Source organism: Gordonia malaquae (genome assembly GCF_037148075.1).
GTDB lineage: Bacteria > Actinomycetota > Actinomycetes > Mycobacteriales > Mycobacteriaceae > Gordonia > Gordonia malaquae.
In genome coordinates this window covers 412,120-435,200 of sequence record NZ_JBBCUB010000004.1, presented here as the reverse complement: position 1 = coordinate 435,200, position 23,081 = coordinate 412,120, and the positions used below count along the sequence as shown (strand labels likewise).

The window sequence follows — 23,081 nt, the reverse complement described above, 5'->3', positions numbered from 1 at the left end:
GTCCTAGTCGGTGTCGGCGATGACGCAGCGGCGGCACGGCATCGGGGTGTTGTGGTCGGGGCAGATCGTGTCCTCGTCGAGGACATCCGGCGGTCCGCGCCAGCCGAAGTACGGCGAGCCGAGCGAACCGGCGGTCGGGACGACGGGAGCTTCACCGGCATCCCATCGCGGAGGTTGAGGGGCTGGTGGTGGTTCACCTGCGTCGTGGGAGGGAGAGATCACCTGTGCGGGCTGTGCGGTGCCAGAGCCTCTACGGCCACGACGACGACGCTTACGCCCGGACTGCTGCTGAGCCTGTGGCTCAGCAGTGTGTAACCCAGTTAGAGAACCCAAGGATGAACCCTGCCCTGACCCTGCCTGGCGCGCGCTCGCGCGCGTCCCGCGTGCGGGCATAGCTGGTTTCGGGTGGTCTTGGTTTGGTCGGGCCGTGGTCGGCGGCGGTGCTGCCTGTGTGGACGGCGCGTGGTCCGCCGTGGTCGAGCGCTGGTCGCGGTCAGCGGTGCCGAACGGGTCCTCGAGGCGTGCGGGTGCCACCGTGGTGGGTCGCGGGCTCTGCGGGGTCGGGTTCGGTCGCGGGGTGCGGTCAGCGTCGGCCACGGCGGGTCGCGTGTCCTTGGTGTCCGTCTCGGCGGGTCCTGGTGCGGTTGCGCGTTCAGCGGTGTCGTCCTGGTCGCGGCGTGCGGTCTCCACCGGGGTGGTGGGTCGCGGGCTCGTCGACGAGGTCGATCGCGGGCGGCGGTCGCTCTCAGGGCCGTGTGTGGTCGCCTCGTGGCCTGTCGGGGTGGCAGGTCGAGGGCTTCCGGTGTCGAGTTGGCGGGGTGCGGGCAGCAGCGTCATGTCGGCCTGTTCAGGCGTTCGACGGCCCTTCTTGCGGTTGCAGTCGCCGCACGCGACGACGATGTTGCGTGCGCCGGTGGCGACGGTGGGGTCCACGTGGTCGAGTTGCGCGCGGTCGCCGGGCTTAGACCGGGTGTCCTTGCGCTTGACGACCTTGCTGCAGTACCGGCAGTAGGCCTGTGTCGGCTTGGCCGGGTCCCTGCAGTCGCGGGCCCACACTGCGTTGATGATCTCGGCGTTCTTGAGCTCCTTCATCTTCAATCGCGTCACCGACACCTGCGCGGCCTTGTCGTAGCCGAGGGCCCACCAGTCGTGAAAGATCCACGACTCGGGATCGACGGCGTCGCAGCGCGGGCAGTCGTGACCGTGGCCGTGGAGCAGTCCGACGTCGACGAGCAAACCGATCCACTGCTCGGCCAGGCCCACGTTGAGAACGACCCGCAGGACGTCTGCACGTGAGACCACGCCGTCGGTGAGGGTGGCTTGCACCTGTGCGCCGAGCATCGTCCACATGCCGATCGCGGCGAACCCGTTCGGGTCGCCGGCAAGGGCCAGTTCCGTCAACGACCGGTGCTTCTTAGAGCTCGGGAGCTGATCGTCGACTTGGAAGAACACTGGACCTCTTTCAGAGCACGGGGAGACGGAACCAAGGGGCTGTAGTTGCTGGTTGGGCGGGCCGCGAGCGCGGCGACCGTCGCGGGTCATCGCGGGCGCCCGGTGCGGGTCAACCCGGCGTGGCGCCGGCGGGCGCGGTACTTCATCCGCGGGTAGAACACTGGGGTGCGCGGCGGGCGGCCGGACGCGAGGATGTCAGCGACCATGGCCTCGTACGCGGCCGACAGCGCGGATACTGTCGGCCCCATCGCGATGCCGAGCAGTTTGAGACTGTCGATCACCGTGCTCACCGAGGCGGTGTAGATCGTCCAGAAGCTCGCGGGGTTCCTCGCGCCGCACGCCGGGCACCGCTCAACGGCCTCGTCGAACCACTCGAACTTGTCGTGGCAGCACGCCTCGACGCGTCCATAGCCGAAGTGGTCGGACACCCATTTCTGCTGCCACGGCAGCAGGGTGTCGAACGACAGTCCGTCGGGTGCGACGTCGTATCCGGGCTGTTCCATGGTCACGCCGCCTTCGCTGTTGGGTACTTGATGAATCGGGGCAGCGGCGAGTCTGCACACGCTGCGATGCACACCTCTTTCGCCTCGTCGGAGAGGACGACGCGCGGGCAGAGAATGACCGTGTCGACCTTGACGTCGGCTGCTCGCCGCGCGACGCTGCGACGGGCGCAGAACATCGCCGCGAACCGGCCGCTGAGCTTGATCGTGGCGGGATCGTGGTTGCCACCGGTCAGCCATGTCGTGCGGTTCCTCGCGAGCTCTCCGGCCGCGACGTATGCGACGTACCCGGCTTCGCTGACTTGCTCGGCGACGACTAACACTCGGCGGTCCCTGTCGGTCTCAGCGACGATCGTCTCGACCACCCAGCTCTGCTCTTTCCGCGTGAGCGGCACGTACTTGTAGCTCATTCGGTTCGGTCCAATCCGGTTCGAGCATCGGCGAGGGCCGAGCGGAACGTTCTGGTCTGCCATTCCCATTTGCGGCGACGGCGATGGCCGCGAACCTTCATGCGCGGGAAGTACACGGGCACGCGAGGTGCCTGCCGAGGCTTCGGCACCGGGTACATCCCCGGGTATCCAGAACGCGTCATGTACGGCGGGCCGATGACGTAGCCGCTCACGAGTGGCGCCTGACTGCTCGGATCTGCCTTGCCTCTCGGATCTGCGCCGCGGCGAGATCAGCGGCGGTCGCGGAGATCACGTGCTTCTCCATCCGCCGGCGGATTGGCGGCGCTAGGAAGCCGTTCTCGCGCAGGCCGCACGAGCACTCGGCCCAGAATCCATTGATCCACCGCCAGCGGTGGGGCTGATACTCCACCCGCGCGGCTCGCTCAGCTTCGACGAGGCGATCAAGGGCCGCCTCTGCCTGTCTCGTTCGACGGTGGTGCCATCGAGCGTTCTCGTCGTAGTCGCGCAGGTAAAAGTCACGCTCGGCGGCGAACCATGCCGCCCATGCCTGCGCTCGGTCACGGTCCGCCCGTAGCTCGTCGCGGTGGATCTTCCAGTCGCCATGCATCGCAGTCAGCCGCTCAAGCTCGGCGATGCACTCGACGAGCATCGCTGCCTCGGTGTCCCCGCTGTCCTCCTCGAGTGCCGCGCGCGCCTTGGCGAGGAGCGTGGCGGTGTCGAAGGTGGGATGATCCCAGATCACCTGATCGAGCGGGCTCGGTCGGCGATCGCTCGAGTCAGCCATGACCGTGCCGGATGGGCTGAGAATGACCCAGTGACGCCCGGACCAGATGACCGAGCGCGTACGGTCGTCGGCCGACTTCGGGTCAGGGAACCGCTCGTCGGTGAGCTTCGAGCCGGCGCTCTTGTCGCGCAGGGTCCACATGTCACTCATGAGGCCTTCTCCTGCAGCTCACGCCACTCCGCTACGGTGCGGCGAGTCCAGATGCTCTCGTCGACCTCGTACGGGACGTCAGCGCGGTCCGGGTCGCCACCGACGTAGGCGATGATGGATGCCGTGCCGCGGAGGTAATGAGGCCAGTACAGGTGTCCAGGCAGGTGCAGCTCGCGCGCGAGACCTGACATGACGCGCTCTGCCGAGGGAACGGCGTGTAGGTCCTTCATGATCCGGTTGGCAGCGCTGTCGCGGTCGGCCTTGGTCCGCCGGATCGGCACGAGCAGGTTGTTCTGCTTGTCGATCCGCCACCCGTCCGGGACCGGGCGGTAGTCGGGGTGAGAGGGCCACGTGCCCATCCCTCGAGGGACGCTGAATCCCTTCAGTGAGGTCCCGCGCGGAGACCTCCACGTGCGGGCCGTGTCGACGCCGAGTTCATCCATGAGCGGCTTGAGTCGGTTGTCGAAGTAGTCGGCGTATTTGAGGCGGTAGAGGTCATACGCCGCGATCTCTACCGGGGCGGTCGTGATCCACCACGCGGCGGGCACATCGCCTGCGGGGATCGGCCCGACGACGGACTGCAGATCGAGGGTCATCGGCGGTTGCTCCTGGTGGTGCGGTTCTTGGTGATGCGGACCTTCGGCTTGGCCTTGGTGATCGTGCGTGTGGTGGTGCTGGTCGTGGTGTGCCCGGGCCGGTCCTGGTAGACGATGACCTGCTCGTCGTAGTAGCGGTCGGTGCTGGTGTCGCGGCACGCAGTCAGTCCGGTGGTGGCGACGGCGGCGGTGAGGATCGCCGCGGCAGTGCGGCGGGTGAATGCGGCGGTCATGGCTTGGTCCTGTCGGTCGAGGTGTGCAGATGGCGGGGCGGAACGGCGTCGGAGAGGAGCGAGTCGAGGAGGCGGACGGCCTGCTCGTAGATCGGGTGGCACATGCCGATGAAGTGCGAGTCGTTGGTCAGGCGGCGGATGCTGTCGCGTGCTTCGGTGACGCGCCGTGCGATGTCGCGGCAGCGATCGAACTCGTCAAGCGCGACAGACAGTGCACGCAGCGACCACAGGCCGTGACCGTCGATCAGGACCGACCGGGTGGCCGGCGGTTGGTCGATCGTGGTTTGCGCGAGGGTGCGCCACTTGGCCTCGGACTTCTCGAGCGTGGCGATCGTGATCTGTGCGGCCTCGGCGATACCGGATGCGCGGACGTACTCGGCGCGGGTGGTCGCGAGTGCCTTGGTCTGTTCGGCGGCGATGTGCGACTGCTCTGCGTGCAGCCACGCGAGGATGCCGATGACGGCGGTCATCTGGCGGTTGTCGGCGACGAGCTGGCGGCGCGTGATCTTGGCCTTCATCGGGTGGCCGCCGCGATGTGCGGGGTGATCGGGTGGCCGAGGCAGGCCTGCAGGACGCGCAGGGTCGTCCAGGCGTCACCGAGCGCGGTGTGCGCCTGTGCCGGGTCGACGGGGATGCCCCAGAGGTTCGCGCACTCGGTCAGGCCGGGGACGTGGGTGAGCTTCTTGAGGCCCATCGTGAGTGCTTCGACGTCGAGGAGTCGGAAGTTCCACGGCGGTTCCGAGGTGTACAGGTCGGGGATCTTGTCGGCGATGAGCGCGTCGAGGAACCGTGCATCGAACGCAGGGTTGGCGCCGACGAGGGTGACGTCGGACAGCTTGCCCTGCAGCGAGATGAGCATGTCCTCGGTCAAGTCGGATCGAAGGGTGCGCTTGTCAACGCGTCGCTCGTAGTAGCGGTTCTTGGCCATCGCCTCCGGCGCGGCGTGGGCGAACACTTCGAGGTGGTGATTCGGGACTAACTCGACGACGTCGAAGACGTGGTAGTCGCCGACATCGTTGGGCTCGTAGATGATGGCGGCAAGTTCGAGGACGACGTGTCGGCCGACGTCGAGGCCGGTCGTCTCGACGTCGACGATCGCGAACGTGGGCAGGTCTGCGACGTAGTCGGCTTGAGCGGAGTCGTCTGTCTGGTCGGTCATGGTGTCTCCTACTGGTTCGGGCGTGGGATGGCGGTGACGAGGCGGGCGCCGGGCGGCAGGGGCGGTGTCGAGATCCGGGCACCGGGCGGGAACGCGTCGGCCGGGATGAGCCACAGGGTGTTGCCGTCGTCGTCGAGACCAGCGGGTCGCAGGGTGACGGGGACGTACGGCTCGACGACCGTTCGCTCGCCGTTCTCGTCGAGGTGGCCGGGGAGTCTGACCGAGTGCCCGGCGTAGACGCGGGCCTTCATGCGCGGTGTCACTGGTCGGTGTCCTTGTCGGTGTCGTCCTCGTCGGGTTCTGGCTTGTCGGTGGGGTCGATGAAGTGCAGGCCGGTCGCGGTCCGCAGATCGAAGCCAGTCGATCGGGGTAGGCGCTCGTCCCAGGCCGTTGACGTCTCGTCGAACGAGGTCCGGTAGTCGGCGACCAGGCGCATCGGCGACACGGCGCCGATGAACTTCTCGCCGCAGTAGGCGACGATCGAGCCCGAGTGCGAGGACAGGATCAGTGACGATCCGTACGCGCTCGCGCTCGTCTTGAGTCGGCCGAGGAGGTCGCCGGCGACGGCGACCGTGTCGAGCGCGGAGAGCTCGCGGGCACGCCACCGGGCGAACATCGACGGGAAGTCCGGGTAGGTGTCGTCAGGCGGCAGGAGCGTCACCTCGAGTGTCTCGCCGGGGATCAGACCCGAGACGTCGGTCAGGGTGATCATCGGGACAGTGACGTCGGGGTCGTCCTTGGACTCGGCGGGGAACTGCTCGTCGTGCACCTGGACGCGCAGGAGGAACTGCGGCGACCCGCCCTCTTGCGGCTTCTCCTTGCCGACCTTGAACACAGCCAGGATCTTCTGGACGTCGAGGGGCGCGATGTCGAACGATCCCTCGTCGATGACGGTGTCTCCGGTCGCCCACACCGGCACCGCGGCCATGCCTGCAGAGAACATGTCGGACGCGGCGATGAGGATGCCGTCGTTGTCGAGGTGGATGCGGACTCGCCACCACCGGGCGTTCTCAGGCCGGGACGCGGCGTGCGCGGCCACGGCGGTCAGCGCCTTGCGGATGTCCGAGGTGCCGACGGTGAAGTCGAACAACATCATGATGATCGGTTTCCTTCGGAGATAGGGATGTCGACGACGTCGAAGATCGCGCGTTGGCCCGGGATCTCGCCGACGTCGTCCGGGCTGTCTTGGTTGCGGACCCACCGGCAGATCTGCTCGCGTCGCTTGAGCGGGAGCGAGGCCCACCAAGCGTCCGCGGACGACGCGCCGAGGTCGGTCACTCGTCGTCCGAGTCGGCGACGCGGACGGCTTGGGCGTACTCGGCGGCGATCTGCTCCTCGACGTCGGAGAACGTGTGCCCGATGCCGCGCAGCCACTCGACGTACGCGACGGCGCGTCGAGCGAGCGTCGTCAGCGCGAACTCGGTCGGCTCGTCTCGGAGGAATCGCTCGCAGGTGTCCATGACGGTGGCGATGACGACTGCGGCGCCGATCTCGCCGGGCGTCGAGGCCGCCATCCATCCCCGGGCGGCCTCGTCGTAGGCCTCCCACCCGAGGTCCTCGAGCGTGACGTCGACGTACCGCAGGTCGCACGACAGCCACAGTCCGTCCTCGGACGGCTCAAGGATCTTCGCCAGGAGCTCCGTCGCGGCATCGGCTGCAGTGGTCAGGCGATCTGTCGACAGCTCGCGGATGAACGTGCGGCGGGCATCTGTTGCCGCCTCGCGTCCCTCGCGAGCGTCGGCGCGCGCCCGCCGGGCTGCCTCGACGTCCGGGTCCGAGTCGACGACGTCGGCGTTGAGTGCCTCGTCGATCTCTGCGGGCGGTGCCGCGGGCTCGTCCACAGGTTCCGCGGCGTCGGTGTCAGGCTCCGCGCTCGTCTCCTGTTCCACCGGACGTACCGTCGCGATCACCAGTTGCGGTCGGGTGGAGTAGCTCAGGAACACGTACACGCGGTGGTCTACGTCGTCTTTCTCGGCTTGGGCGACGGCCTCGTCCATCCACTCGAGTTGCTCGACCCAGGTGGCACCGCGCGCATACGCGACATCGGTCGCGGTACCGGGGGCGAGGTCTCCGAAGTCGCGCTGCGCGACTGCGGAGATCGCCGGGCCCTCGGTCTCCACGGCACCGTAACGATCACGGGCGGCAGCGACGGACGCCTTGTACTCGCGCTTGGCCTTGACGGCGCGCTTGACCGCGGCGACCTGCTGGCCCCAGTTGTTGGTGCCGAGTGCCTCCTCGAGCTGCTCGGTGTAGTCCGGGTGCTCGGCGATGAACAGCGCGTCGGCGATCGTGACAGCGTGCGTGTGGACCTTGTCGAGGATGGTGTCGTCGAGCTTGCTGATCTTCGCGCGCTGCGCGACCCGGGTCCGGGACATGCCGAGATCCTTGGCGATCGCCGACACGCTGTTGCCGAGGTCGAGCATGGCCTGCACGCCCGTGGCCTCTTCGGCGGCCGAGAGCTGGTCACGCTCAACGTTCTCGGCCATCATCACGGCGATCTGCGCCGTCGGGTCGATGAGGTCCGCGCGGTAGCAGCACGGGAGCGTCGTGAGGCCGGCCTTTTTGGCGGCGGCGAGACGACGATGCCCGGCGAGAACCACGAACCCGTCCTCGTCGAAGCCTGCGGCGGTGATGGTCGGCGCGACCAGGAGCGGTTCCAGGACGCCCTGCGCCTTGATCGACGGCACCAACGTGTCGACGTCGACGGATCGGCGAATGTTGCTCGGGTGCGGGATCAGGTCCTCGACCGGAATGTCGAGGTACTCGGGAGCGGTGGTCATGTGCGTGACCTTTCTTCTGCTCGGCGACGGGCCGAACAGGTCGTGTGATGGAGCGGGAAGAGGAGACGGCCGTCGGCGACCGCTTCCGCGAGATCGAGACCAGACAGGACCAGAGCGAGCGGGACGCGTTTACCGGTGTCGGGGTCAGTGCCAATGACCTTCTGCACGGTGCCTTTGTCGTCGGGCGAGAACCCGACCAACACCCACCGGGCGGTGTCGCGGCTGTTGCGCCACCAGTGGACCGGGTCGCCGCAGTCCCGGCAGACGCGCGGACCGTGCCGCGTCCCCGACGGCGCGGTCCGCGACCTGCTCACGGCGGCGGCCCGTCGGCGAGGGCGACATCAAGGACCGCATCCACGAAGATGCGATACCGACTCGGGCTGCTTCCATACCCGCCAGCGAGGTCGGCGTCTGCCGCGAGCCCTGCCTTGATGCACTTCTCCACAAGCGCTTTCCGCTCGCGGCTTGCACGCTCGAGCACGGCGGCCCGATCTCGGATGGCCTCACTGGTCCTGGTCTGGCGACCGTCCTTGTCATCCATCAGTTTCGCGGCGGCTCGCAGGACGTCCACGTCGTTCATGACCGGCCACCGTCCCCGGCGGCGTAAGTCGGCGCGACGGTGAAAGTGGCTTGCGCGTGCCGGCCGTCGTGGCCTTCGGCGAGCTCGCAGTAGACCAGGTTCATGCCGGTGCTGAACGTCGCGCCGCAGAGCCTCTCCGGCTTGCCCTCGTCCTCGATCTCGACGGCCGGCTCCGGCGGTTCCCCCACTGACACCTCGATGAGCGAGAGGACGCCGTACCCGGCGGTGACACCGATGTTCCCTGCCGCGCCGCCGCGCACGATGTGGCCTACCTCTGCGGTAATGACACCTCGCGACGCATCCCGGATGAGCACTCCGAGGAGCCCCTCGCGAACAGGGACAAGCTCGACTAGGTCTCCGACCTGATAGTCGCGATCGAGCTTGCGGACTTCGGCGACCTTCTGGCCGGATGCGACGCGCTCCCACCATTCGGTGCGGATCTTGATGGTGTGGACAGTCATCGGACCGCCGCCGTCTGCTCAGCTTCAAGGCGGTCAGCCAGTGCCGTCACGTTGTACAGGTCGTGGCCGGTTTCGCGTGCGACGATCTCCACCGCCGCGCGCAGGATGTCGCACTGCTTCATCGCGGGGACGAGGCGGTGCGCCTCCTGCTCAACCTCGGTGATCGATTGCAACGTCGCCTGGCACAGGTAGTCTTTTCCGCCCAGGCTGAGGGCCTTCTGTTCGGCCTCCGTCACGTTGCTGGCGAACACCTTCACGTGTATCCCGCGGCCCGGGTCCTGCCTCTCTCTGTGGATTCGGATGTCGTATCTAGCCATCGGAACTGTGGCGGCCGTCATCGGACCGCCGCCGCTTCGCACGGGTGCAGGTGGATCTGCTCGACCACCCGCTCGATCGCCGTGGCCATCGACAGCAGCGACGTGTGAGCGGTCAGGAACTCGTCGCGTGGGACCGTGTCGGACTCGCCGGTGACGTGTGTGCCGTCGGCGAGGACCGCGTGTGCGCGTGACCGGAACCCCTCAGATCCGGTCATGCTCGGGTCGCCGAGGACAAGGCGTCCACTGTCGTCGACGGTCGTCACCTGGATCTGTCCACCGCGGCGGCCGACGATCTCGTTCGCTGTGGCCTTCACCAGGTTGTACGTGTTGAGCGCTCGGACGAACCGCTTGCCGGTGCGCGAGGGGACCTCGATGAACGGCAGGCGCGTGGTCGGCGTGTAGGGCATCGAGACGGGTCTCGCGTCCTCACCGAGGTGTGCGGCGGTGTGCTTCCCGGTGGCCATGTCAGTTGCTTTCCATCGGGCCGTGGTTGACGTCTGGGTAGCGGCAGATCCACGCGTAGACGGGCTGTCCGGTGTCGTCGGTGCCGACGTACTCCCAAGCGTTGGAGACGGCGCCCTCGTCGGGGCAGCGGTCGACGCCGGGCGACTTGACCTCGTTCGAGGTGACGGTGCCGGACGGGCTGCTGTTGTCGATGTCGGTGACGATGATGTCGGACGCGGCGGCCACGCCGAGCGGTGCGAGTGCGACGGCCGCGATGGTGGCGAGCAGGGTCTTGGTTGCTGTGCGCATGGCGGTGTGCCTCACTTGATTCCGGTGATGGTGGTGGTGCCCGGCCAGCAGCCGGCGGGGCTGATGTTGGCCTTGATCGCGGCGTCGACGCAGCGCGAGGTGATTACGTTCGGATCGTTTTTCACCGAGTCGGAGATGATCCGGTTGGCCTCGGCGTCGGCGCGGGCGGTCGACTGTCGCTGCTCGGCGACGCGGGTGTTGGCGACCTCGGTGTTGAACTGGTCGATGCGCTGCTGCGTGGGCTGGTCGAAGCGGATCACCGGGATGATCACCTGCTCGATGACGATGTCGTCGCCGACCTCGCGGCGCAGGACGTCGCGGACCTGTCGTGCGATGCGGACGTTGGCGTTTTCGTTGTTCTGCTCCTCGAGGGAGGCGAGCGGGTTGTACCCGCCGAGGACTTCGTTCAGGGCGGCGTTGGCCTGCCGGACGACGAGGTTGTCGGTGACGCCCTCGAAGCTGCGGTAGTCGAGGTAGAGCTGCGGGGCGGCGTCAGGCTTGATGCGCCACCGGATCGTGTTGTCGACTGTCGCTAGGGAGTTGTTGCCGAGGCGCACTGTTGTGGCCTGCTCGCCGGTGCGCGTGAGGTTCTGCACGGCGCCGTCCATTTCGTGGACCTGCGACAGTGGGTTCTTCCAGTGGAAACCGTTCGACAGGTTCGAGCCGGTCGGCCGGCCGAACTTGGTTTCGACGCCCACGTTGCGGGTCGAGACGATCGTCGTAGACGACAGCAGCAGCATCAGCGCCGAGAGCGCCGCGAGGAGTATGGCGACGCCGTAACCGGCGCGGCTCGTGATCCGTGCGCCTTCGGCGTCCGGGTGGTCGGCGTCCTCGGCGCGTGTCGCGATCCGTGACACGAACAGACCTGCAGCGGCAAAGAGGAGCGCGATCACCCCGAGGGTGATGAACGCGATGAACAATCCGGGCATCTTGTTGCCTTTCTTCTGGATGGTCCCGCCGACTGTTGCGGTGGGAAGTCGAGAGCGAGCGGGTGCGAGCGGCCGACCTAGTCGGCGGCGCGCTGCCCGTCGGGTCGGATGACCGCGTACGAGCCGTTCCCCCGTGCGAGCCATTCGGCGACCGCACGGTTCAGCGGGTCAGTCGGGTCGAGCACGAGCACAGGCGGTTGGCCGGGCGACGGCCGCGCATCCGTGCGCGGCCGTCGGCCAACCTCTCCACCGGCGAACCCCCCACGGATTCGACGAGGAGAAGACGAGAGGCGACGCCGAGCTGCGTCGCGACGACGGCGCGCGGCCCAGGCATCGACACCAGCCACGAGCGAGAACACGGCCATCGTGAGGAGCGCCGACAGGACTAGTGGGTGCATCACGCACCTGGCGCAGACTCGGCCGCACGAATGGCGGCGGCGGCCTCGCGGACCCGCGACGCGTCCGCGCCAACGATCGAGAGGACCGGCTGTACTGCGTCGTCATACAGCGAGACCGTCGTATGGCCGTAGAGCGCACCGGGGCCGCGCGTGATCTCGTCGGGCCGGACGCTGTCCGCCAGCGCTGTGGCGAGCGCTGCCTCGGCGGCGCGCACGCGGTCCTCGGCGACGCTCAAGCTGTCCTCGGCGGCGTGCATGCAGTGCTTGGCGACGGCGAGTTCGCGTCGACGGCGGTCCGCGGTCCGCCGAGCAAGGGTGACTTTTCGGCGGGCCAGATCGATACGCCGACCTTCACCCGACGGTGCCTCTCGCTCGACCACGGGTTCGGTCAGCGACATCCCCGCTTCGCTCGGAGTGCGGTTGCCCTTGCGCATGTTGCATGCGGGGCACGCGACGACGACGTTGTCGACGGTCGCGGGCTCGTTCGGATCGACAACGTCGAAGTGGGCGCGGATTGCTTCGGCTGGTCGCCGCACGCTGTGGACCACGGACGCGCCGCAGTAACGGCAGGCCGCATCCTGTGGGGTGGAGTCACGGCGCCACACCTCGTCGAGCACGTCAACGGCGATATCGCGGGCCATCACGCACCGGCCTTTTTGGCCGCGCGCTTCGCCGCAAGGTCTTCGACATCGGAGCGCTGCAGGAGATAGGCGCCGGTCTTCCCTGGCATCTGCTCGGCAGCCAACTCGCCCGCCTTGATGAGTCGAAGCACAGTCACGGGGTTGACCCGCAAGAGCCGAGCAGCCTCACTCACACCCATCGGGATGTTTGTTTTCGAACTTTTCGTCGTCTGCATGCGAATGACAGTGTAGTAATTCGAACTCTTTGTCAAGCACTTGCGTTCATCCGCGTGATCGACACGTGTTGTAACTCCTACATTTCGCAGGTAGAGTCCCTAATCGCACACAGAAGAACCTTGGCCGCACCGGCCGACAGGCAGAGGGGAAGGCAACACAATGACTCGATCCAACGCACCGCGCGGCATCATCCCGGAGCTGACGGACGCTCAACGGCTGACCGTCGCCAGGGAGTTCGTCGGCCTCAATCAGGGCGAGCTCGCAGAGCGGCTGGGAGTATCGGCGGCGACCGTTCAACGCGCCGAAGCTGGCAAGACTCAGATCCGTCGCACGACGCTCATGGCGTGGTCTATGGCGACAGGGATCGACTTGCACTGGCTAGAAACAGGACACGCCCCCGCCGACCCGGATGGGCCAGACGAGGGCGTGGAGCAGGACAACGAGGCGGCGTTCCGCCGAGAGAGCCCCCTGTCGGGATCGAACCGACGACCTTCGGTTTAGAAGGGGGTTTGTCATGTTCACGTCTATTGTGCGCGAGCTCACCGACAGAATCGTCGACGAACTCGCACCACCCACCGCCACCGAGCCCGACTCGGGCGAGTCGCCGAGGTTGGCGTGCCTGCTGGCGTCGGCGAGCAAGGTCGGCGCCGACGACGCCGAGATTCTGTCGGCGATTGTCGAAGTCGCGCGGGCCCGCAATGTTCTCGACGCGGCCCAAGCTCAGCTGGTGCGCGGTGCTGAGCGGGCGGGGATCCCGTTCCGCAAACACCTCCGGTCGGCGAAGATGCTGCTGACTGAGATCGGTGTCCCACCCGCCGTGGCGGATCGGACTGTTCGCAATGGTCATCACGCGGAGCGGTTCGCCAACGTCGGGCGCGGGATGCGCGACGGGTCGATGTCCGCAGAGATCGCCGATGCCATCGGGGCAGGCGTCGCCCGCGTTACGGCTCGGGTACCACTCAACCCCGACGAGCAGCAGCGATTGGCCCGCAAGCTCGCGTTGAACACCACGCCGGCCGAGGTGAAGGCCGCGGCGAAGCGGGAGGTGATCGCGTTGGCTGCGGAGTCCGATGATCCGGATCTGGTTCCGGCGTCGGAGAATCCGGAACTCAATGAGATGTCGTTGTATCTGAACGACGAAGGACGCGTCGAGGCCACCATGGATCTCGACGTCGTGACCGGTGAAGAGTTGAATGCGGCTTTGGATCCGTTGTGCAGGCCGGTTCCGGAGCCGGATGGGTCACCCGATCGGAGGTCGACTCGGCAGCGCAGGGCTGATGCGCTCGGGCAGATCATTCGGACGTATCTGTCGGGATCGGACCGGCCTATCAGTGGTGGTGTCTTGCCGCATGCGTCGATCGTCATTCCCGCAGTCGGTTCACCTGGTGATGGGGTCGCGAGGCTCGGGTTCACCGGGCCCGTCTCTCCGGCGACGGTCGCGTTGAGTCTGTGCACTTCGGCGGTCACCAGGATCACCGTCGACGGCGAAGGCGTCCCGCTCGATGTGGGGCGGGAGCAGCGGTTGATGACACCCGGCATTCGGAAGGCCCTCGCTGCGAGGGACTGCGGATGTGCCTTCCCCGGGTGTGGGCGGCCCGTGACCTGGACTGATGCTCATCACTGCACGCCGTGGTCAGAAGGCGGGGCGACGAGCCTGGGCAACGGAGTGCTGCTGTGCAGGATGCACCACACCCTGATTCATCAGAGCGGGTGGGAGGTGTTCATCGGCCACGACAGCCATCCTTGGTTCCTCGAACCGGCCGACCCGGCACGGCCGGATCGGCCACGGGTGCCGATCAGATCGCATGCCAGGCGGTCGATGACGAGTCACGCTGACGCTGCGGCGTGACTCGTCGACGCCTCGACTTCGTTCGACCGGCAGAAGCGGCGGTTCAGGTCAGGAGAACAGGTGCTGACCCCACCACTCGCCGTCCTTGAGACCCGGCGGGATCGCGAACAACGCGGAGCCGTTCGGGATCAAGTACTCGGTCATCGCGTCCTTGCGTGACAGCTGGTGCTGCATGGGAACGAACTGCTTGAACGAGTCACGGTTGAACGCGATGAAGAACAAGCCTGCATCCAAGTGGCCGAAGCCGTCCGAGCCGTCGGTGAAGTTGTAGCCGCGGCGGAGGATCTCCACGCCGTTGTTCGCAGTCGGGTGTGCGAGCCGGACGTGGGCGGTCTTCGCGATCAGCGGAGCACCGGACGAGGTGATCTGGAAGTCGGGTTCGTCGAACTCGCCGTCCTGACCGATCGGAGCGCCCTCGCCCTTGGTACGGCCGATGATCGTCTCCTGCTCCTGCAGGTTCGCCCGGTCCCACGGCTCGATGTCCATGCGGATTCGCCGCGCGACGAGATACGTCCCGCCGGTCATCCACTGCGCGGCAGGCGGATTGTCACTGTCTCCGACCCACACCCACTTGTCGAGGGTGGCGGTGTCCTCAGCGCGGATGTTCGCCGTGCCGTCCTTGAACCCGAACATGTTGCGGGGCGTGTCCTGCGAACGGGTCGTCGCCGAGGTGCGGCCGAACCCGAGCTGCGACCAGCGGACGGAGACCACGCCCACGCCGATGCGGGCGAGGTTGCGGATCGCATGCACCGCCACCTGCGGGTCGTCGGCACAGGCTTGGATGCAGATGTCGCCGTACGAGCGCGACGGTTCGATCTTCTCCGTCGCGAACGCGGGGAGATCGGCCAGAGCGGCGGGTTTGCGCTCGGCGATGCCGAAGCGGTCCTTACGGTTCGGATCCGATGCGCTAGGTCCGAACAGGCCGGGGCCGAAGCCGATCGTGAGAGTGAGATGGGCAGGGGAGAGCCCAAGAGCCTCGCCGGTGTCCGCGGGCGGCGTGTACTCGCCGAGCCCGAGAGCCCCGTCTTCGACAGTCTCTTGTCCGCGCGTCATCCGCTCGGCGGCTGATGTCCACTTCTTCAGCATGTCGATCAGATCGTCACGCGAATCGGTGATGACGTCGAACGCGGCGAAATGCAGACGGTCCTGAGCGGCGGTGACGATGCCGGCCTGGCGGTCGCCGCGGAACGGCACCGTACGGTCGACTTCGCCCTCGGCGGCGTCCGACGACGCCGAGTATCCGCCGAACGCACCGACTGCACCGCCCACGACGATGCCGGCACCGGCCGCGCCGAGAACCGCGCGTCGCGAGAATTGGCTCTGTGAGCCCTCCCTGTCAGCCATTACTTCTGCAGAACGATGCCGGGGACCTGCGACAGGCTCGCCGACAGCGCGTCGATCTTGTCCGACAGGTCGCGACGCGTTGCGGCGTCGACCTTGTCGTACGAGCGGTAGCCGTCGCCCTCGCGGAGCGCGTTGATCGCCGAGCGGATGGCCTCGAACTGCTGGGTGATCTTGTCCATCAGCTCGGGGCTCGACTTGGAGATCATCGGCTGCATCTCGGCGATGAGGGTCTCGGCGCCGTCGATGTTGGCGGCGAAGTCCCACAGGTCGGTGTGGCTGTAGCGGTCCTCTTCGCCGCCGACCTTGGTGGCGGCGATCTCGTCGACCAGCGCCTGCGGTCCCTTGACGAAGCTCTGCGTCTCGAAGACGAAGTCGGACTTGTTGATCTCGGTCTGCAGCACCTTCACGTTGGCGAGCAGGCCGTCGGCGATCTTCGCGATCTGGTCCTTGGTGTCCTTGACCTTCGCGTCTGCGGCGTCTGCGGGCGAGATCTGTCCCTCGGCCTCACCGATCTGGGAGGCCTGCGGCGGGAACAGGAAACGTTCGATGCGGTGGAAGCCGGTGAACTCGACCTTGCCGTCCTCGGTGTCGTCCCAGCGCATGTCGATCAGCGGATCGAGGTCGGGGAAGCTCTCCGCGACCGGCTCCACGCGCTCCCACGAGGTGCGGACCTGACCGAAGGTGTTGCGTGCGGTGTCGAGGTCGCCCGACTTCACCGCGTCGACGAAGGTCGCTGTCTGGGCTACGAGGGCGTCGACCTGGCCACGGACGTACTCGAGGTAGCGCGCCTTGGCGGCCTCGACGTCGGCGGGAGCCTCACTCTTCGTCTTCTTCTCGCCGGTGACCTTCAGATCCTGACGGATGCCGCTGCCGACCATGCCGGGCTTGCACGCGACGGTGTACGTGCCGGGCTCGACGATCTCCACGCCGAGCTTGCCGGTGAGGCCGGGGCCGATGTTCTCCACTTCGCCCAGCACACGATTGTTCTGCGCGTAGATGTAGAACTCGGTGACCTTGGCGCCGGAGTTCTTGACCTCGAAGTTCACCTGGCCGGTCTGGGCCTCACTGGTCGACAGGGTGCAGCCGTCGTCCGTCGAAGTGACGGTGATGGCGCCTTCGCTGTCCGACTTCGCCTCACAGGCGGCCAGTGCGATCGGTGTCGCGGCGGCGAGCCCGACGATCGTCGCGGTGCGGAGACCACGAGAGAACGTTGACGAGATAACCATGGGGTGTTTCCTTTCGGGGGTCGAACTCGGGGAGCGGAACGTCAGGAGGAGGCGACGGTCTCGTCGTCAGCCTCGGCTGGCGCATCCGACGGCGGAGCTGCCGTCTTCGCGGGGGCGGGTGTGCGGCCGCGCAGGACGAACGCGGTGCCGACGATGACGATGTAGCCGACCCACACGATCACCTGCAGCCAGGACGGCTCGGGCCGGAAGTTGAAGATGCCCTGCAGCACTTCGCCGTACCAAGAGCTCTGGTCGTACACGGAGGTGATGTCGAAGGCAGTGTTGTGCAGGCCCGGCAGCCAGCCGTACACCTGCAATGCGTGGACGCCGTACGACGCGATGCCCGCGGCGACGACGATCAGGAACAGTCCCGTGTAGAAGAAGAATCGGTTGAAGTCGATCCGGATCGCGCCGCGGTAGAGCAGGAACGTCAGACCGACCGCGACCAGAACACCGAGGAGCAGGCCGATCAGCGGCCACGGCCCGCTGTCGCCGCTCTCCGCGTAACCGACCATGAGCAACGCCGTCTCGAACCCTTCGCGCCCGACAGCGAGGAACGCCAGGCCGGTGACGGCTGCGCCGCCCGCGCCCATCGCGTTCTCCAGTCCCGACTTGAGTTCACCGGAGATGCTCGCCGAGGCCTTGCGCATCCACAGGACCATGAATGTCACGATCACCACGGCGACCAGTGATGCGAGGCCCGCGATCAGCTCGGCCGCCAATGACGACATCGTCGATGTGCCGAACTGGATGATGAGGAAGGTGCCGATCATCAGGGCGAGCGCGCCTGCGACACCGAGCCAGATCCACTTGAGGGCGTCCCGCCGGCCGGACTTCACAGCGAACGCGACGAGGATCATCACGACGATGCCCGCCTCCAGGCCCTCGCGGACGCCGATCAGCCCACTGCCGAACATCTGCGTGGCGACGGACGGTCCAGTGGAGTCGGCGAGCGTGATCATCGGTGTTCGGCTTTCCTGAGGCTAGGCGTGCCTTATGGCAGCGACTCAGAATAGCGCAGCCTCAGCTATGTGAAAACAGTCGACAGGGCGAAAGTCAGGACGCTGTTTTCAAGGCCCTGGCGAATGCCTCGAAACGGTGTCGTCCGACGTCATAGCCTTTTCGGGCGAGAAGTGAGTCCCTCAACTGCGGATGAACTCTCGTGGCAAACCCCGTCCACCACGGCTTGTGGGAACGGGGGAGATCGGCGAGTAGCAGATCGGATGCCGCCGTGAAGACGGGCGATAGTCGGAGATAGTCGGGACGAAATGCCCGTAGGTCGGTGTCTGCGTATCGCGTCCGGTGAACGTCGGCGAGAGCCCTGGGCAGGTCGGCGTCGATGTGCGCGGCAACGCCGGCGAGCAACCCCGACATCACGGGAATGTGCGGCCGACGCTCATCTCTCCGCTCGCACGTCGACCACGCCCGCTGCCACATCGGCTCGCACGCGCGCCCGGCCTCGAAGTCGGAGAGGTTCTTCGTGTAGTACTCGTCGAACACTGGAATGAGGTCGAGAACCCAGTCCGGATTGTCGACGTCGCCGCGGTCGCAGGCATTGATCATCTCCTCGGTGACGTAGGAGTAGACCCGTGCGAACCACTGTTTGGGGTCGTCGTCGGCGGCGAGACGTTTCGCTGTGGCCCGCTGGGTACCGAGAACGTCGAGCGCCCGCGCACGGAGTCGAGTCACGTCGTGCCGGGTCCTCGCCACAGGGGCCGGGGCGCCGACGGCTTCGGGCGGATCGAGCAGCGCGAGGTGGTCGAGGGACTCGCCGAGCTGTCGCCTGATCGTTCGTGCGACTGCAGCTGTGGCGACTGCCGACACCAGCCGCATCTGAACTGTCCACACGACACGGCATCCGTCAGCGGTGGCGACGAATGATAGTTCGCCGCGGTGGTCGAGCAGCGCCGGTCCACCGTCATGCACTCGATACGCGAAGCGTGATGGGAACTCGGACCTCTCGACGACCTCCTTGAGTCGGGCACGACCGCCGGGAAGCGTCACGGTGCGCAGTGTCCCGACTCCGTCCGGTCGATCCCCGACTCCGTCCTCAAAGAGGTCGATGCGAGCCGTGGACCAGCGGTTCATCTGCTCCGGGACGGTCAGCATCGTCCACGCCTGTTCGCGTGAACACCGCAACGCCCGCGTGACGGTGAACGTCGTCATGCGACGCCCCGGTACCGATCGGCGTCGGGCGCGGTGAGGTCCAGGCCCAACTGTGAGGTGACGATCCTCAGTTCGCGTTGCGCGACGGCCACGTCGGACCCGAGCACTCCCAGTGTTCGGAGGACCTCACGGGACCGGACGAACGGCCGGGCGAGGACCACGACGTTGCGAAGCGGCGTCGCCCGCAATCCCATCGCGGTCGCGATCTCCGGTTCCACCCAACGGGTCGAGACGCCGGCGAAGAGGGGCCGGAGGATCGGCCGCGTCACCGCGTGGACCGCGCCGTTGATCGTGGCGGACATCGGACGGAGGAGCCGCGGGAGCGGGACCTCGGTGCGGTAGCCGTCGGCCAGCAGCGCGGTGACCAGGGTCTGTGCGTGTTCGTCCGGCTCCATCCGGAACTCACGGGCGACGACATCGATCTCACGAGCGTCGGCGAAGCTTCTCGGCAGCAACTCGTCGTCGACGCCCATCGTCCATCCGATCCACCGCCAGAGATGGGTGATCGCTTCCTTGTCCGCCTGCGAATAGTGGAGTCCGAAGTCGCCGGCGATTCGAAGCGGCAATGCGAGGAAACCTGCGGTGATCGTGAACTGGCAGTACGTCTGATTGATGGGCACACCCCACCGCTCGACGTCCCAGCCCTGCCGTGCGATGAGATGGTGGCGCACCAACGCGTGGACGAGGCGGATCCGCAACGTCTGGATCCACCCGGGGCCGCCGACGTCCATGAGTCCGGGTGCGGTGGCCAGGGCCACCCAGCGGGCGGTGCTCTGCACACGGTCCCAGGTTCCCTCGGTGAGACGGCCGGTCTCGGTGAGCGGTCGGGTGAAACCTCGTGCCTGGTAGCCGTAGATCAGCGACTGGTAGAGCGTCGACGACTGCAGTGAACCGAATCGCCACCACGCGGTGGCCCCCGCATGTGCGAGTGCGGGGTCGAACCAGGACGGAGGCTGGGATGTGCGCTCGATGAACTGGGTGAGGGCGGCCGGCATCGGAGACGTCGGTTCATCGAGGGCTCCGACGACGTCGCTCCAGGTCAGAGCGCCCGGCTTTCCCTGTGCGGCGACGTACTCGGCGACCACTGCGTCGGCGAGGGGGTCGCCGCGCATCAGCCCGTCGGCCATCGCCGACGCTCGTTCGGGATGAGCCTCGGCGACGGCGTGCCAATTCTGTGCGCCGGTGATCTCCGCTGCCTGGTCGGATGTGATCGTCCCCATAAAAGACAGTGTGTCCTTTAGTGAGACGGACGTCAAGAAACGTCTCTGTTCGGCGTCGTGCCGGTCACGGATTGGCGGCGGACAGTCCCGACCACAAGAGTTCTGTCACGTGGTCCACGAGCTCGCCTCGGGAGATGTCGCGGGTGATCGACCACCATTCGACACTCGCCGACACCGCGCCGACCATCGCCCGTGCCCACACCGGAGCGGGTGCGGGATCGAGGGATCTCGCCACGAAACCCGCCGCCAAGACGTCGGCGAGCATGGACTCCACGAACGAGCGCCCGTCGGTCCGCCACCGAGCGGCGAGTGCACCTGCGAGGTCGGGAGACGATTCGAACCAGGCGGCGAGCAGGTCGACCGACGCCCGCGTCTGATCCCGCGGGGTGGCGGAGCTGTCCGCGACGTCGCGCATCGATTCGACAAGCCGTGCCGCGTGGCGAGATGCGAGAGCGTCCAGAAGTGCGTCCCGGTCAGCGAACGCCGCGTACACGGCTGAACGGGTCAGCCCCGCCCGGCGTGCCACCTCGGCGAGCGACACGTCCGGTCCCGACGACGCGATCGCATCTTCTGCCGCGTCGAGGAGCGCTTCACGCCTGGCGTCGCGGTCCAGGGGAGGGCCAGGCGGTCTGCCGCGCCTGCGATTGATGTCGCTCACAACTGAGACGGTACGGGGAACCTCGGCGGGTCGGCTGGCGTTGTCTGACTGATGTGGCACGCTTGTGCCCGGCCCGGTAGTGGCTCGATATCCCTCGGAAGGACTGATCAGCTGTGTCGACGGCTCGACTCGTGCGACGCCTCGCGCTCTCGGCGGTTGCCGCTGCAGTCGCGGTGACGGTGAGTGCGTGCAACGTCGAGATGCCGTGGGACGGACCGGAGATCCCCGACGGCGTACCCCCCGGTCCCGGGGTGCAGCAGCCGTTCATCAACATCCACTCGCCGGGTCGGACCGCCGATCTGATGCGGGACTGGGCGTCGCCGATCTCAGAGGAGACGCACATCCCGTTGACGTCACTGGAGGCGTACGGCAATGCGGCCGAGATCCAACGGCAGCAGTACCCCGAATGCGGCATCACGTGGACGACGATCGCCGGAATCGGCGGCGTCGAGAGCAAACACGGAACGCACAAGGGGGCGGATGTCGAGCCCAACGGTGACGTCACTCCTCACATCCGAGGACCTCAGCTCGATGGGACCAACGGAAACTGGGAGATCCTCGACACCGACAACGGGGTGATCGACGGCGACAAGAAGTACGACCGCGCGGTCGGCCCGTTCCAGTTCATCCCCGAGACGTGGAAGCGGTTCGGCGTCGACGCCAACGGCGACGGCAAGGCCGATCCCGACAACATCGACGACGCTGCGCTGTCTGCGGCTCGCTACCTCTGCGTCTCGTCCGGAGGCGACATGACCACGCCGGAGGGCTGGGAGAAAGCCGTCCTGACGTACAACAACTCGATGGACTACGTGCTGCGCGTGCGCAATCACGCCAACGCGTACTCGGTCAACGTCAGGTACTGAGTGTTGCCCGTCGCGGCAGCCATTACGCTAGAGCCTGTACCCGCCGACAATGCTCCCAGCAGCGGAGCCGGCACGACCATCTGAATGGGGTTGGAACAAGTGGCAATTATCGAGCAGGTCGGCGCGCGCGAGATCCTCGACTCCCGAGGCAATCCGACGGTCGAGGTGGAAGTGGTCCTCGACGACGGCACGTTCGCACGTGCCGCAGTTCCGTCGGGTGCGTCCACCGGTGAGCACGAGGCAGTGGAACTTCGTGACGGCGGCGATCGCTACCTGGGCAAGGGCGTCACCAAGGCTGTCGAGGCAGTCCTCGGCGACATCGCTCCCGAGGTGATCGGCATCGAGGCAGACGACCAGCGTGTCCTCGACCAGACCCTGGTCGACCTGGACGGCACTCCCGGCAAGTCTCGTCTCGGAGCCAACGCGCTGCTCGGCGTCTCGCTGGCGGTCGCTCGCGCCGCAGCCGAGTCGGCAGGCCTGCCGCTGTTCCGTTACGTCGGCGGCCCGAACGCCCACATCCTGCCCGTTCCGATGATGAACATCATCAACGGCGGCGCACACGCCGACAACGGCATCGACTTCCAGGAGTTCATGATCGCGCCGATCGGCGCTCCGACCTTCAAGGAGTCGCTGCGCTGGGGCGCCGAGGTGTACCACGCGCTCAAGTCGGTGCTGCACAAGCAGGGCATGAGCACGGCGCTCGGCGACGAGGGCGGCTTCGCCCCCGACCTGCCCAACACCGAGGCCGCCCTGAACGTGATCGCCGAGGCCGTCGGCAACGCCGGTCTGAAGTTCGGCAGCGACGTCGTCGTCGCCCTCGACTCGGCGTCCACCGAGTTCTACCGTGACGGCGCCTACCAGTTCGGCGGCAAGGCTCTGGACGCGCAGCAGATGATCGACTTCTACGGCAAGCTGATCAGCGACTACCCGATCGTGTCGATCGAGGACGGCCTCGCCGAGGACGACTGGGCCGGCTGGGCAGCACTCACCGAAGCCGTCGGCGACAGGGTTCAGCTCGTCGGCGACGACCTGTTCGTGACCAACCCGGAGCGCCTCGAGCGCGGCATCAACGAGGGCATCGCCAACGCTCTTCTGGTGAAGGTCAATCAGATCGGCACCCTGACCGAGACTCTCGACGCCGTCGCCCTCGCGCACAACAACGGCTACAAGTCGATGATGAGCCACCGCAGCGGCGAGACCGAGGACACCACGATCGCCGACCTCGCCGTCGCATGCGGTTCGGGACAGATCAAGACCGGTGCACCCGCTCGTTCGGAGCGCGTCGCGAAGTACAACCAGCTCCTCCGCATCGAAGAGGGCCTGGGCGACGCCGCTCGCTACGCCGGTGACCTGGCGTTCCCGCGTTTCACCGTCTGATCGTGCTTAGCTGAAACAC

Annotated in this window: 32 protein-coding genes; 4 read left to right on the top strand and 28 right to left on the bottom strand. The window is 67.0% G+C overall.

The genetic code is table 11. From position 1 onward, the window contains the following. Positions 1-3: 3 nt before the first annotated feature. From WFK36_RS16570 to WFK36_RS16465, 22 genes are all read right to left on the bottom strand, one after another. The gene (locus WFK36_RS16570) at positions 4-1,452 is read right to left on the bottom strand and encodes an HNH endonuclease (protein ID WP_336792992.1); all 1,449 of its coding nucleotides are present in this window, start codon (positions 1,450-1,452) and stop codon (positions 4-6) included. An 86-nt stretch (positions 1,453-1,538) separates the two neighbouring features. Beyond that, on the bottom strand, positions 1,539-1,961 hold the full coding sequence (locus tag WFK36_RS16565) for a hypothetical protein (RefSeq protein WP_336792991.1): 423 nt from the start codon (positions 1,959-1,961) through the stop codon (positions 1,539-1,541). Beyond that, positions 1,958-2,362 (bottom strand): hypothetical protein, encoded by a 405-nt coding sequence (locus tag WFK36_RS16560; RefSeq protein WP_336792989.1) that lies wholly within the window; start codon positions 2,360-2,362, stop codon positions 1,958-1,960. The genes WFK36_RS16565 and WFK36_RS16560 overlap by 4 nt, the downstream gene beginning before the upstream one ends. Further along, a complete protein-coding gene (locus tag WFK36_RS16555) occupies positions 2,359-2,574 on the bottom strand; it encodes a hypothetical protein (RefSeq protein ID WP_336792988.1) in 216 nt (71 codons plus the stop codon). Before WFK36_RS16555 ends, WFK36_RS16560 begins: the two co-directional genes overlap by 4 nt. Next, positions 2,571-3,296, bottom strand: coding sequence for a hypothetical protein (locus WFK36_RS16550; protein WP_336792986.1), 726 nt, complete (start codon positions 3,294-3,296; stop codon positions 2,571-2,573). Before WFK36_RS16550 ends, WFK36_RS16555 begins: the two co-directional genes overlap by 4 nt. Next, positions 3,293-3,892, bottom strand: coding sequence for a hypothetical protein (locus WFK36_RS16545; protein WP_336792985.1), 600 nt, complete (start codon positions 3,890-3,892; stop codon positions 3,293-3,295). The genes WFK36_RS16550 and WFK36_RS16545 overlap by 4 nt, the downstream gene beginning before the upstream one ends. Continuing rightward, positions 3,889-4,125: a hypothetical protein gene (locus WFK36_RS16540; protein ID WP_336792983.1), complete on the bottom strand. Its 237-nt coding sequence runs from the start codon at positions 4,123-4,125 to the stop codon at positions 3,889-3,891. The genes WFK36_RS16545 and WFK36_RS16540 overlap by 4 nt, the downstream gene beginning before the upstream one ends. After that, positions 4,122-4,643 (bottom strand): hypothetical protein, encoded by a 522-nt coding sequence (locus tag WFK36_RS16535; RefSeq protein WP_336792981.1) that lies wholly within the window; start codon positions 4,641-4,643, stop codon positions 4,122-4,124. The genes WFK36_RS16540 and WFK36_RS16535 overlap by 4 nt, the downstream gene beginning before the upstream one ends. Further along, positions 4,640-5,284 carry a 3'-5' exonuclease gene (locus WFK36_RS16530; protein ID WP_336792980.1) on the bottom strand — a complete coding sequence of 215 codons (645 nt, stop codon included), beginning with the start codon at positions 5,282-5,284 and terminating at the stop codon, positions 4,640-4,642. The genes WFK36_RS16535 and WFK36_RS16530 overlap by 4 nt, the downstream gene beginning before the upstream one ends. Before the next feature lie 8 nt (positions 5,285-5,292). Further along, positions 5,293-5,547, bottom strand: a complete 255-nt coding sequence (locus tag WFK36_RS16525) for a hypothetical protein (RefSeq protein ID WP_336792979.1) — start codon at positions 5,545-5,547, stop codon at positions 5,293-5,295. Next, positions 5,544-6,380, bottom strand: coding sequence for a hypothetical protein (locus tag WFK36_RS16520; protein ID WP_336792978.1), 837 nt, complete (start codon positions 6,378-6,380; stop codon positions 5,544-5,546). Before WFK36_RS16520 ends, WFK36_RS16525 begins: the two co-directional genes overlap by 4 nt. Next, complete coding sequence (locus WFK36_RS16515) at positions 6,377-6,562, bottom strand: hypothetical protein (RefSeq protein ID WP_336792977.1); 186 nt, start codon at positions 6,560-6,562, stop codon at positions 6,377-6,379. Before WFK36_RS16515 ends, WFK36_RS16520 begins: the two co-directional genes overlap by 4 nt. After that, positions 6,559-8,064: a ParB/RepB/Spo0J family partition protein gene (locus WFK36_RS16510; protein WP_336792976.1), complete on the bottom strand. Its 1,506-nt coding sequence runs from the start codon at positions 8,062-8,064 to the stop codon at positions 6,559-6,561. Before WFK36_RS16510 ends, WFK36_RS16515 begins: the two co-directional genes overlap by 4 nt. Next, positions 8,061-8,378 carry a hypothetical protein gene (locus tag WFK36_RS16505; protein ID WP_336792975.1) on the bottom strand — a complete coding sequence of 106 codons (318 nt, stop codon included), beginning with the start codon at positions 8,376-8,378 and terminating at the stop codon, positions 8,061-8,063. The genes WFK36_RS16510 and WFK36_RS16505 overlap by 4 nt, the downstream gene beginning before the upstream one ends. Continuing rightward, positions 8,375-8,644, bottom strand: coding sequence for a hypothetical protein (locus tag WFK36_RS16500; protein WP_336792973.1), 270 nt, complete (start codon positions 8,642-8,644; stop codon positions 8,375-8,377). The genes WFK36_RS16505 and WFK36_RS16500 overlap by 4 nt, the downstream gene beginning before the upstream one ends. Next, complete coding sequence (locus WFK36_RS16495; RefSeq protein WP_336792972.1) at positions 8,641-9,105, bottom strand: DUF3850 domain-containing protein; 465 nt, start codon at positions 9,103-9,105, stop codon at positions 8,641-8,643. Before WFK36_RS16495 ends, WFK36_RS16500 begins: the two co-directional genes overlap by 4 nt. Next, complete coding sequence (locus WFK36_RS16490) at positions 9,102-9,362, bottom strand: hypothetical protein (protein ID WP_336792970.1); 261 nt, start codon at positions 9,360-9,362, stop codon at positions 9,102-9,104. Before WFK36_RS16490 ends, WFK36_RS16495 begins: the two co-directional genes overlap by 4 nt. A 77-nt stretch (positions 9,363-9,439) precedes the next feature. Beyond that, positions 9,440-9,886: a hypothetical protein gene (locus tag WFK36_RS16485; protein WP_336792968.1), complete on the bottom strand. Its 447-nt coding sequence runs from the start codon at positions 9,884-9,886 to the stop codon at positions 9,440-9,442. A gap of 1 nt (position 9,887) precedes the next feature. Further along, complete coding sequence (locus tag WFK36_RS16480) at positions 9,888-10,175, bottom strand: hypothetical protein (protein WP_336792967.1); 288 nt, start codon at positions 10,173-10,175, stop codon at positions 9,888-9,890. An 11-nt stretch (positions 10,176-10,186) separates the two neighbouring features. Beyond that, positions 10,187-11,104, bottom strand: a complete 918-nt coding sequence (locus WFK36_RS16475; RefSeq protein ID WP_336792966.1) for an SPFH domain-containing protein — start codon at positions 11,102-11,104, stop codon at positions 10,187-10,189. 397 nt (positions 11,105-11,501) lie between these two features. Next, the gene (locus WFK36_RS16470) at positions 11,502-12,146 is read right to left on the bottom strand and encodes an HNH endonuclease (protein ID WP_419717503.1); all 645 of its coding nucleotides are present in this window, start codon (positions 12,144-12,146) and stop codon (positions 11,502-11,504) included. Then, a complete protein-coding gene (locus tag WFK36_RS16465) occupies positions 12,143-12,322 on the bottom strand; it encodes a helix-turn-helix domain-containing protein (RefSeq protein WP_336792964.1) in 180 nt (59 codons plus the stop codon). Before WFK36_RS16465 ends, WFK36_RS16470 begins: the two co-directional genes overlap by 4 nt. Positions 12,323-12,518: 196 nt before the next feature. On the opposite strand from WFK36_RS16465, the gene WFK36_RS16460 reads away from it, so the two are divergent. Next, the gene (locus WFK36_RS16460) at positions 12,519-12,860 is read left to right on the top strand and encodes a helix-turn-helix domain-containing protein (protein WP_336792963.1); all 342 of its coding nucleotides are present in this window, start codon (positions 12,519-12,521) and stop codon (positions 12,858-12,860) included. Positions 12,861-12,873: 13 nt separating this feature from the next. Beyond that, positions 12,874-14,208 (top strand): HNH endonuclease signature motif containing protein, encoded by a 1,335-nt coding sequence (locus WFK36_RS16455; protein WP_336792962.1) that lies wholly within the window; start codon positions 12,874-12,876, stop codon positions 14,206-14,208. A gap of 48 nt (positions 14,209-14,256) precedes the next feature. Here WFK36_RS16455 and efeB read toward each other — a convergent pair whose 3' ends face one another. The 6 genes from efeB to WFK36_RS16425 all read right to left on the bottom strand — a co-directional run bounded on the left by efeB (position 14,257) and on the right by WFK36_RS16425 (position 20,822). Then, complete coding sequence (gene efeB / locus WFK36_RS16450) at positions 14,257-15,552, bottom strand: iron uptake transporter deferrochelatase/peroxidase subunit (protein WP_336792961.1); 1,296 nt, start codon at positions 15,550-15,552, stop codon at positions 14,257-14,259. Further along, positions 15,552-16,778 carry an iron uptake system protein EfeO gene (gene efeO, locus WFK36_RS16445; protein WP_336792960.1) on the bottom strand — a complete coding sequence of 409 codons (1,227 nt, stop codon included), beginning with the start codon at positions 16,776-16,778 and terminating at the stop codon, positions 15,552-15,554. The genes efeB and efeO overlap by 1 nt, the downstream gene beginning before the upstream one ends. Positions 16,779-16,819: 41 nt before the next feature. Next, positions 16,820-17,740: an iron uptake transporter permease EfeU gene (efeU, locus tag WFK36_RS16440; protein WP_336792958.1), complete on the bottom strand. Its 921-nt coding sequence runs from the start codon at positions 17,738-17,740 to the stop codon at positions 16,820-16,822. Between the two features lie 94 nt (positions 17,741-17,834). After that, positions 17,835-18,944 (bottom strand): DUF5995 family protein, encoded by a 1,110-nt coding sequence (locus WFK36_RS16435; protein WP_336792957.1) that lies wholly within the window; start codon positions 18,942-18,944, stop codon positions 17,835-17,837. Continuing rightward, on the bottom strand, positions 18,941-20,164 hold the full coding sequence (locus WFK36_RS16430) for an oxygenase MpaB family protein (RefSeq protein WP_336792956.1): 1,224 nt from the start codon (positions 20,162-20,164) through the stop codon (positions 18,941-18,943). The genes WFK36_RS16435 and WFK36_RS16430 overlap by 4 nt, the downstream gene beginning before the upstream one ends. A gap of 64 nt (positions 20,165-20,228) precedes the next feature. Beyond that, entirely contained in the window at positions 20,229-20,822 is a 594-nt protein-coding gene (locus WFK36_RS16425; protein ID WP_336792954.1) for a TetR/AcrR family transcriptional regulator, read from the bottom strand. Between the two features lie 113 nt (positions 20,823-20,935). Here WFK36_RS16425 and WFK36_RS16420 point away from each other — a divergent pair, with 113 nt between their 5' ends. Continuing rightward, positions 20,936-21,685, top strand: a complete 750-nt coding sequence (locus tag WFK36_RS16420) for a lytic transglycosylase domain-containing protein (RefSeq protein ID WP_336792953.1) — start codon at positions 20,936-20,938, stop codon at positions 21,683-21,685. Between the two features lie 99 nt (positions 21,686-21,784). Further along, on the top strand, positions 21,785-23,062 hold the full coding sequence (gene eno / locus WFK36_RS16415; protein ID WP_336792951.1) for a phosphopyruvate hydratase: 1,278 nt from the start codon (positions 21,785-21,787) through the stop codon (positions 23,060-23,062). The last annotated feature ends 19 nt before the right edge of the window (positions 23,063-23,081 follow it).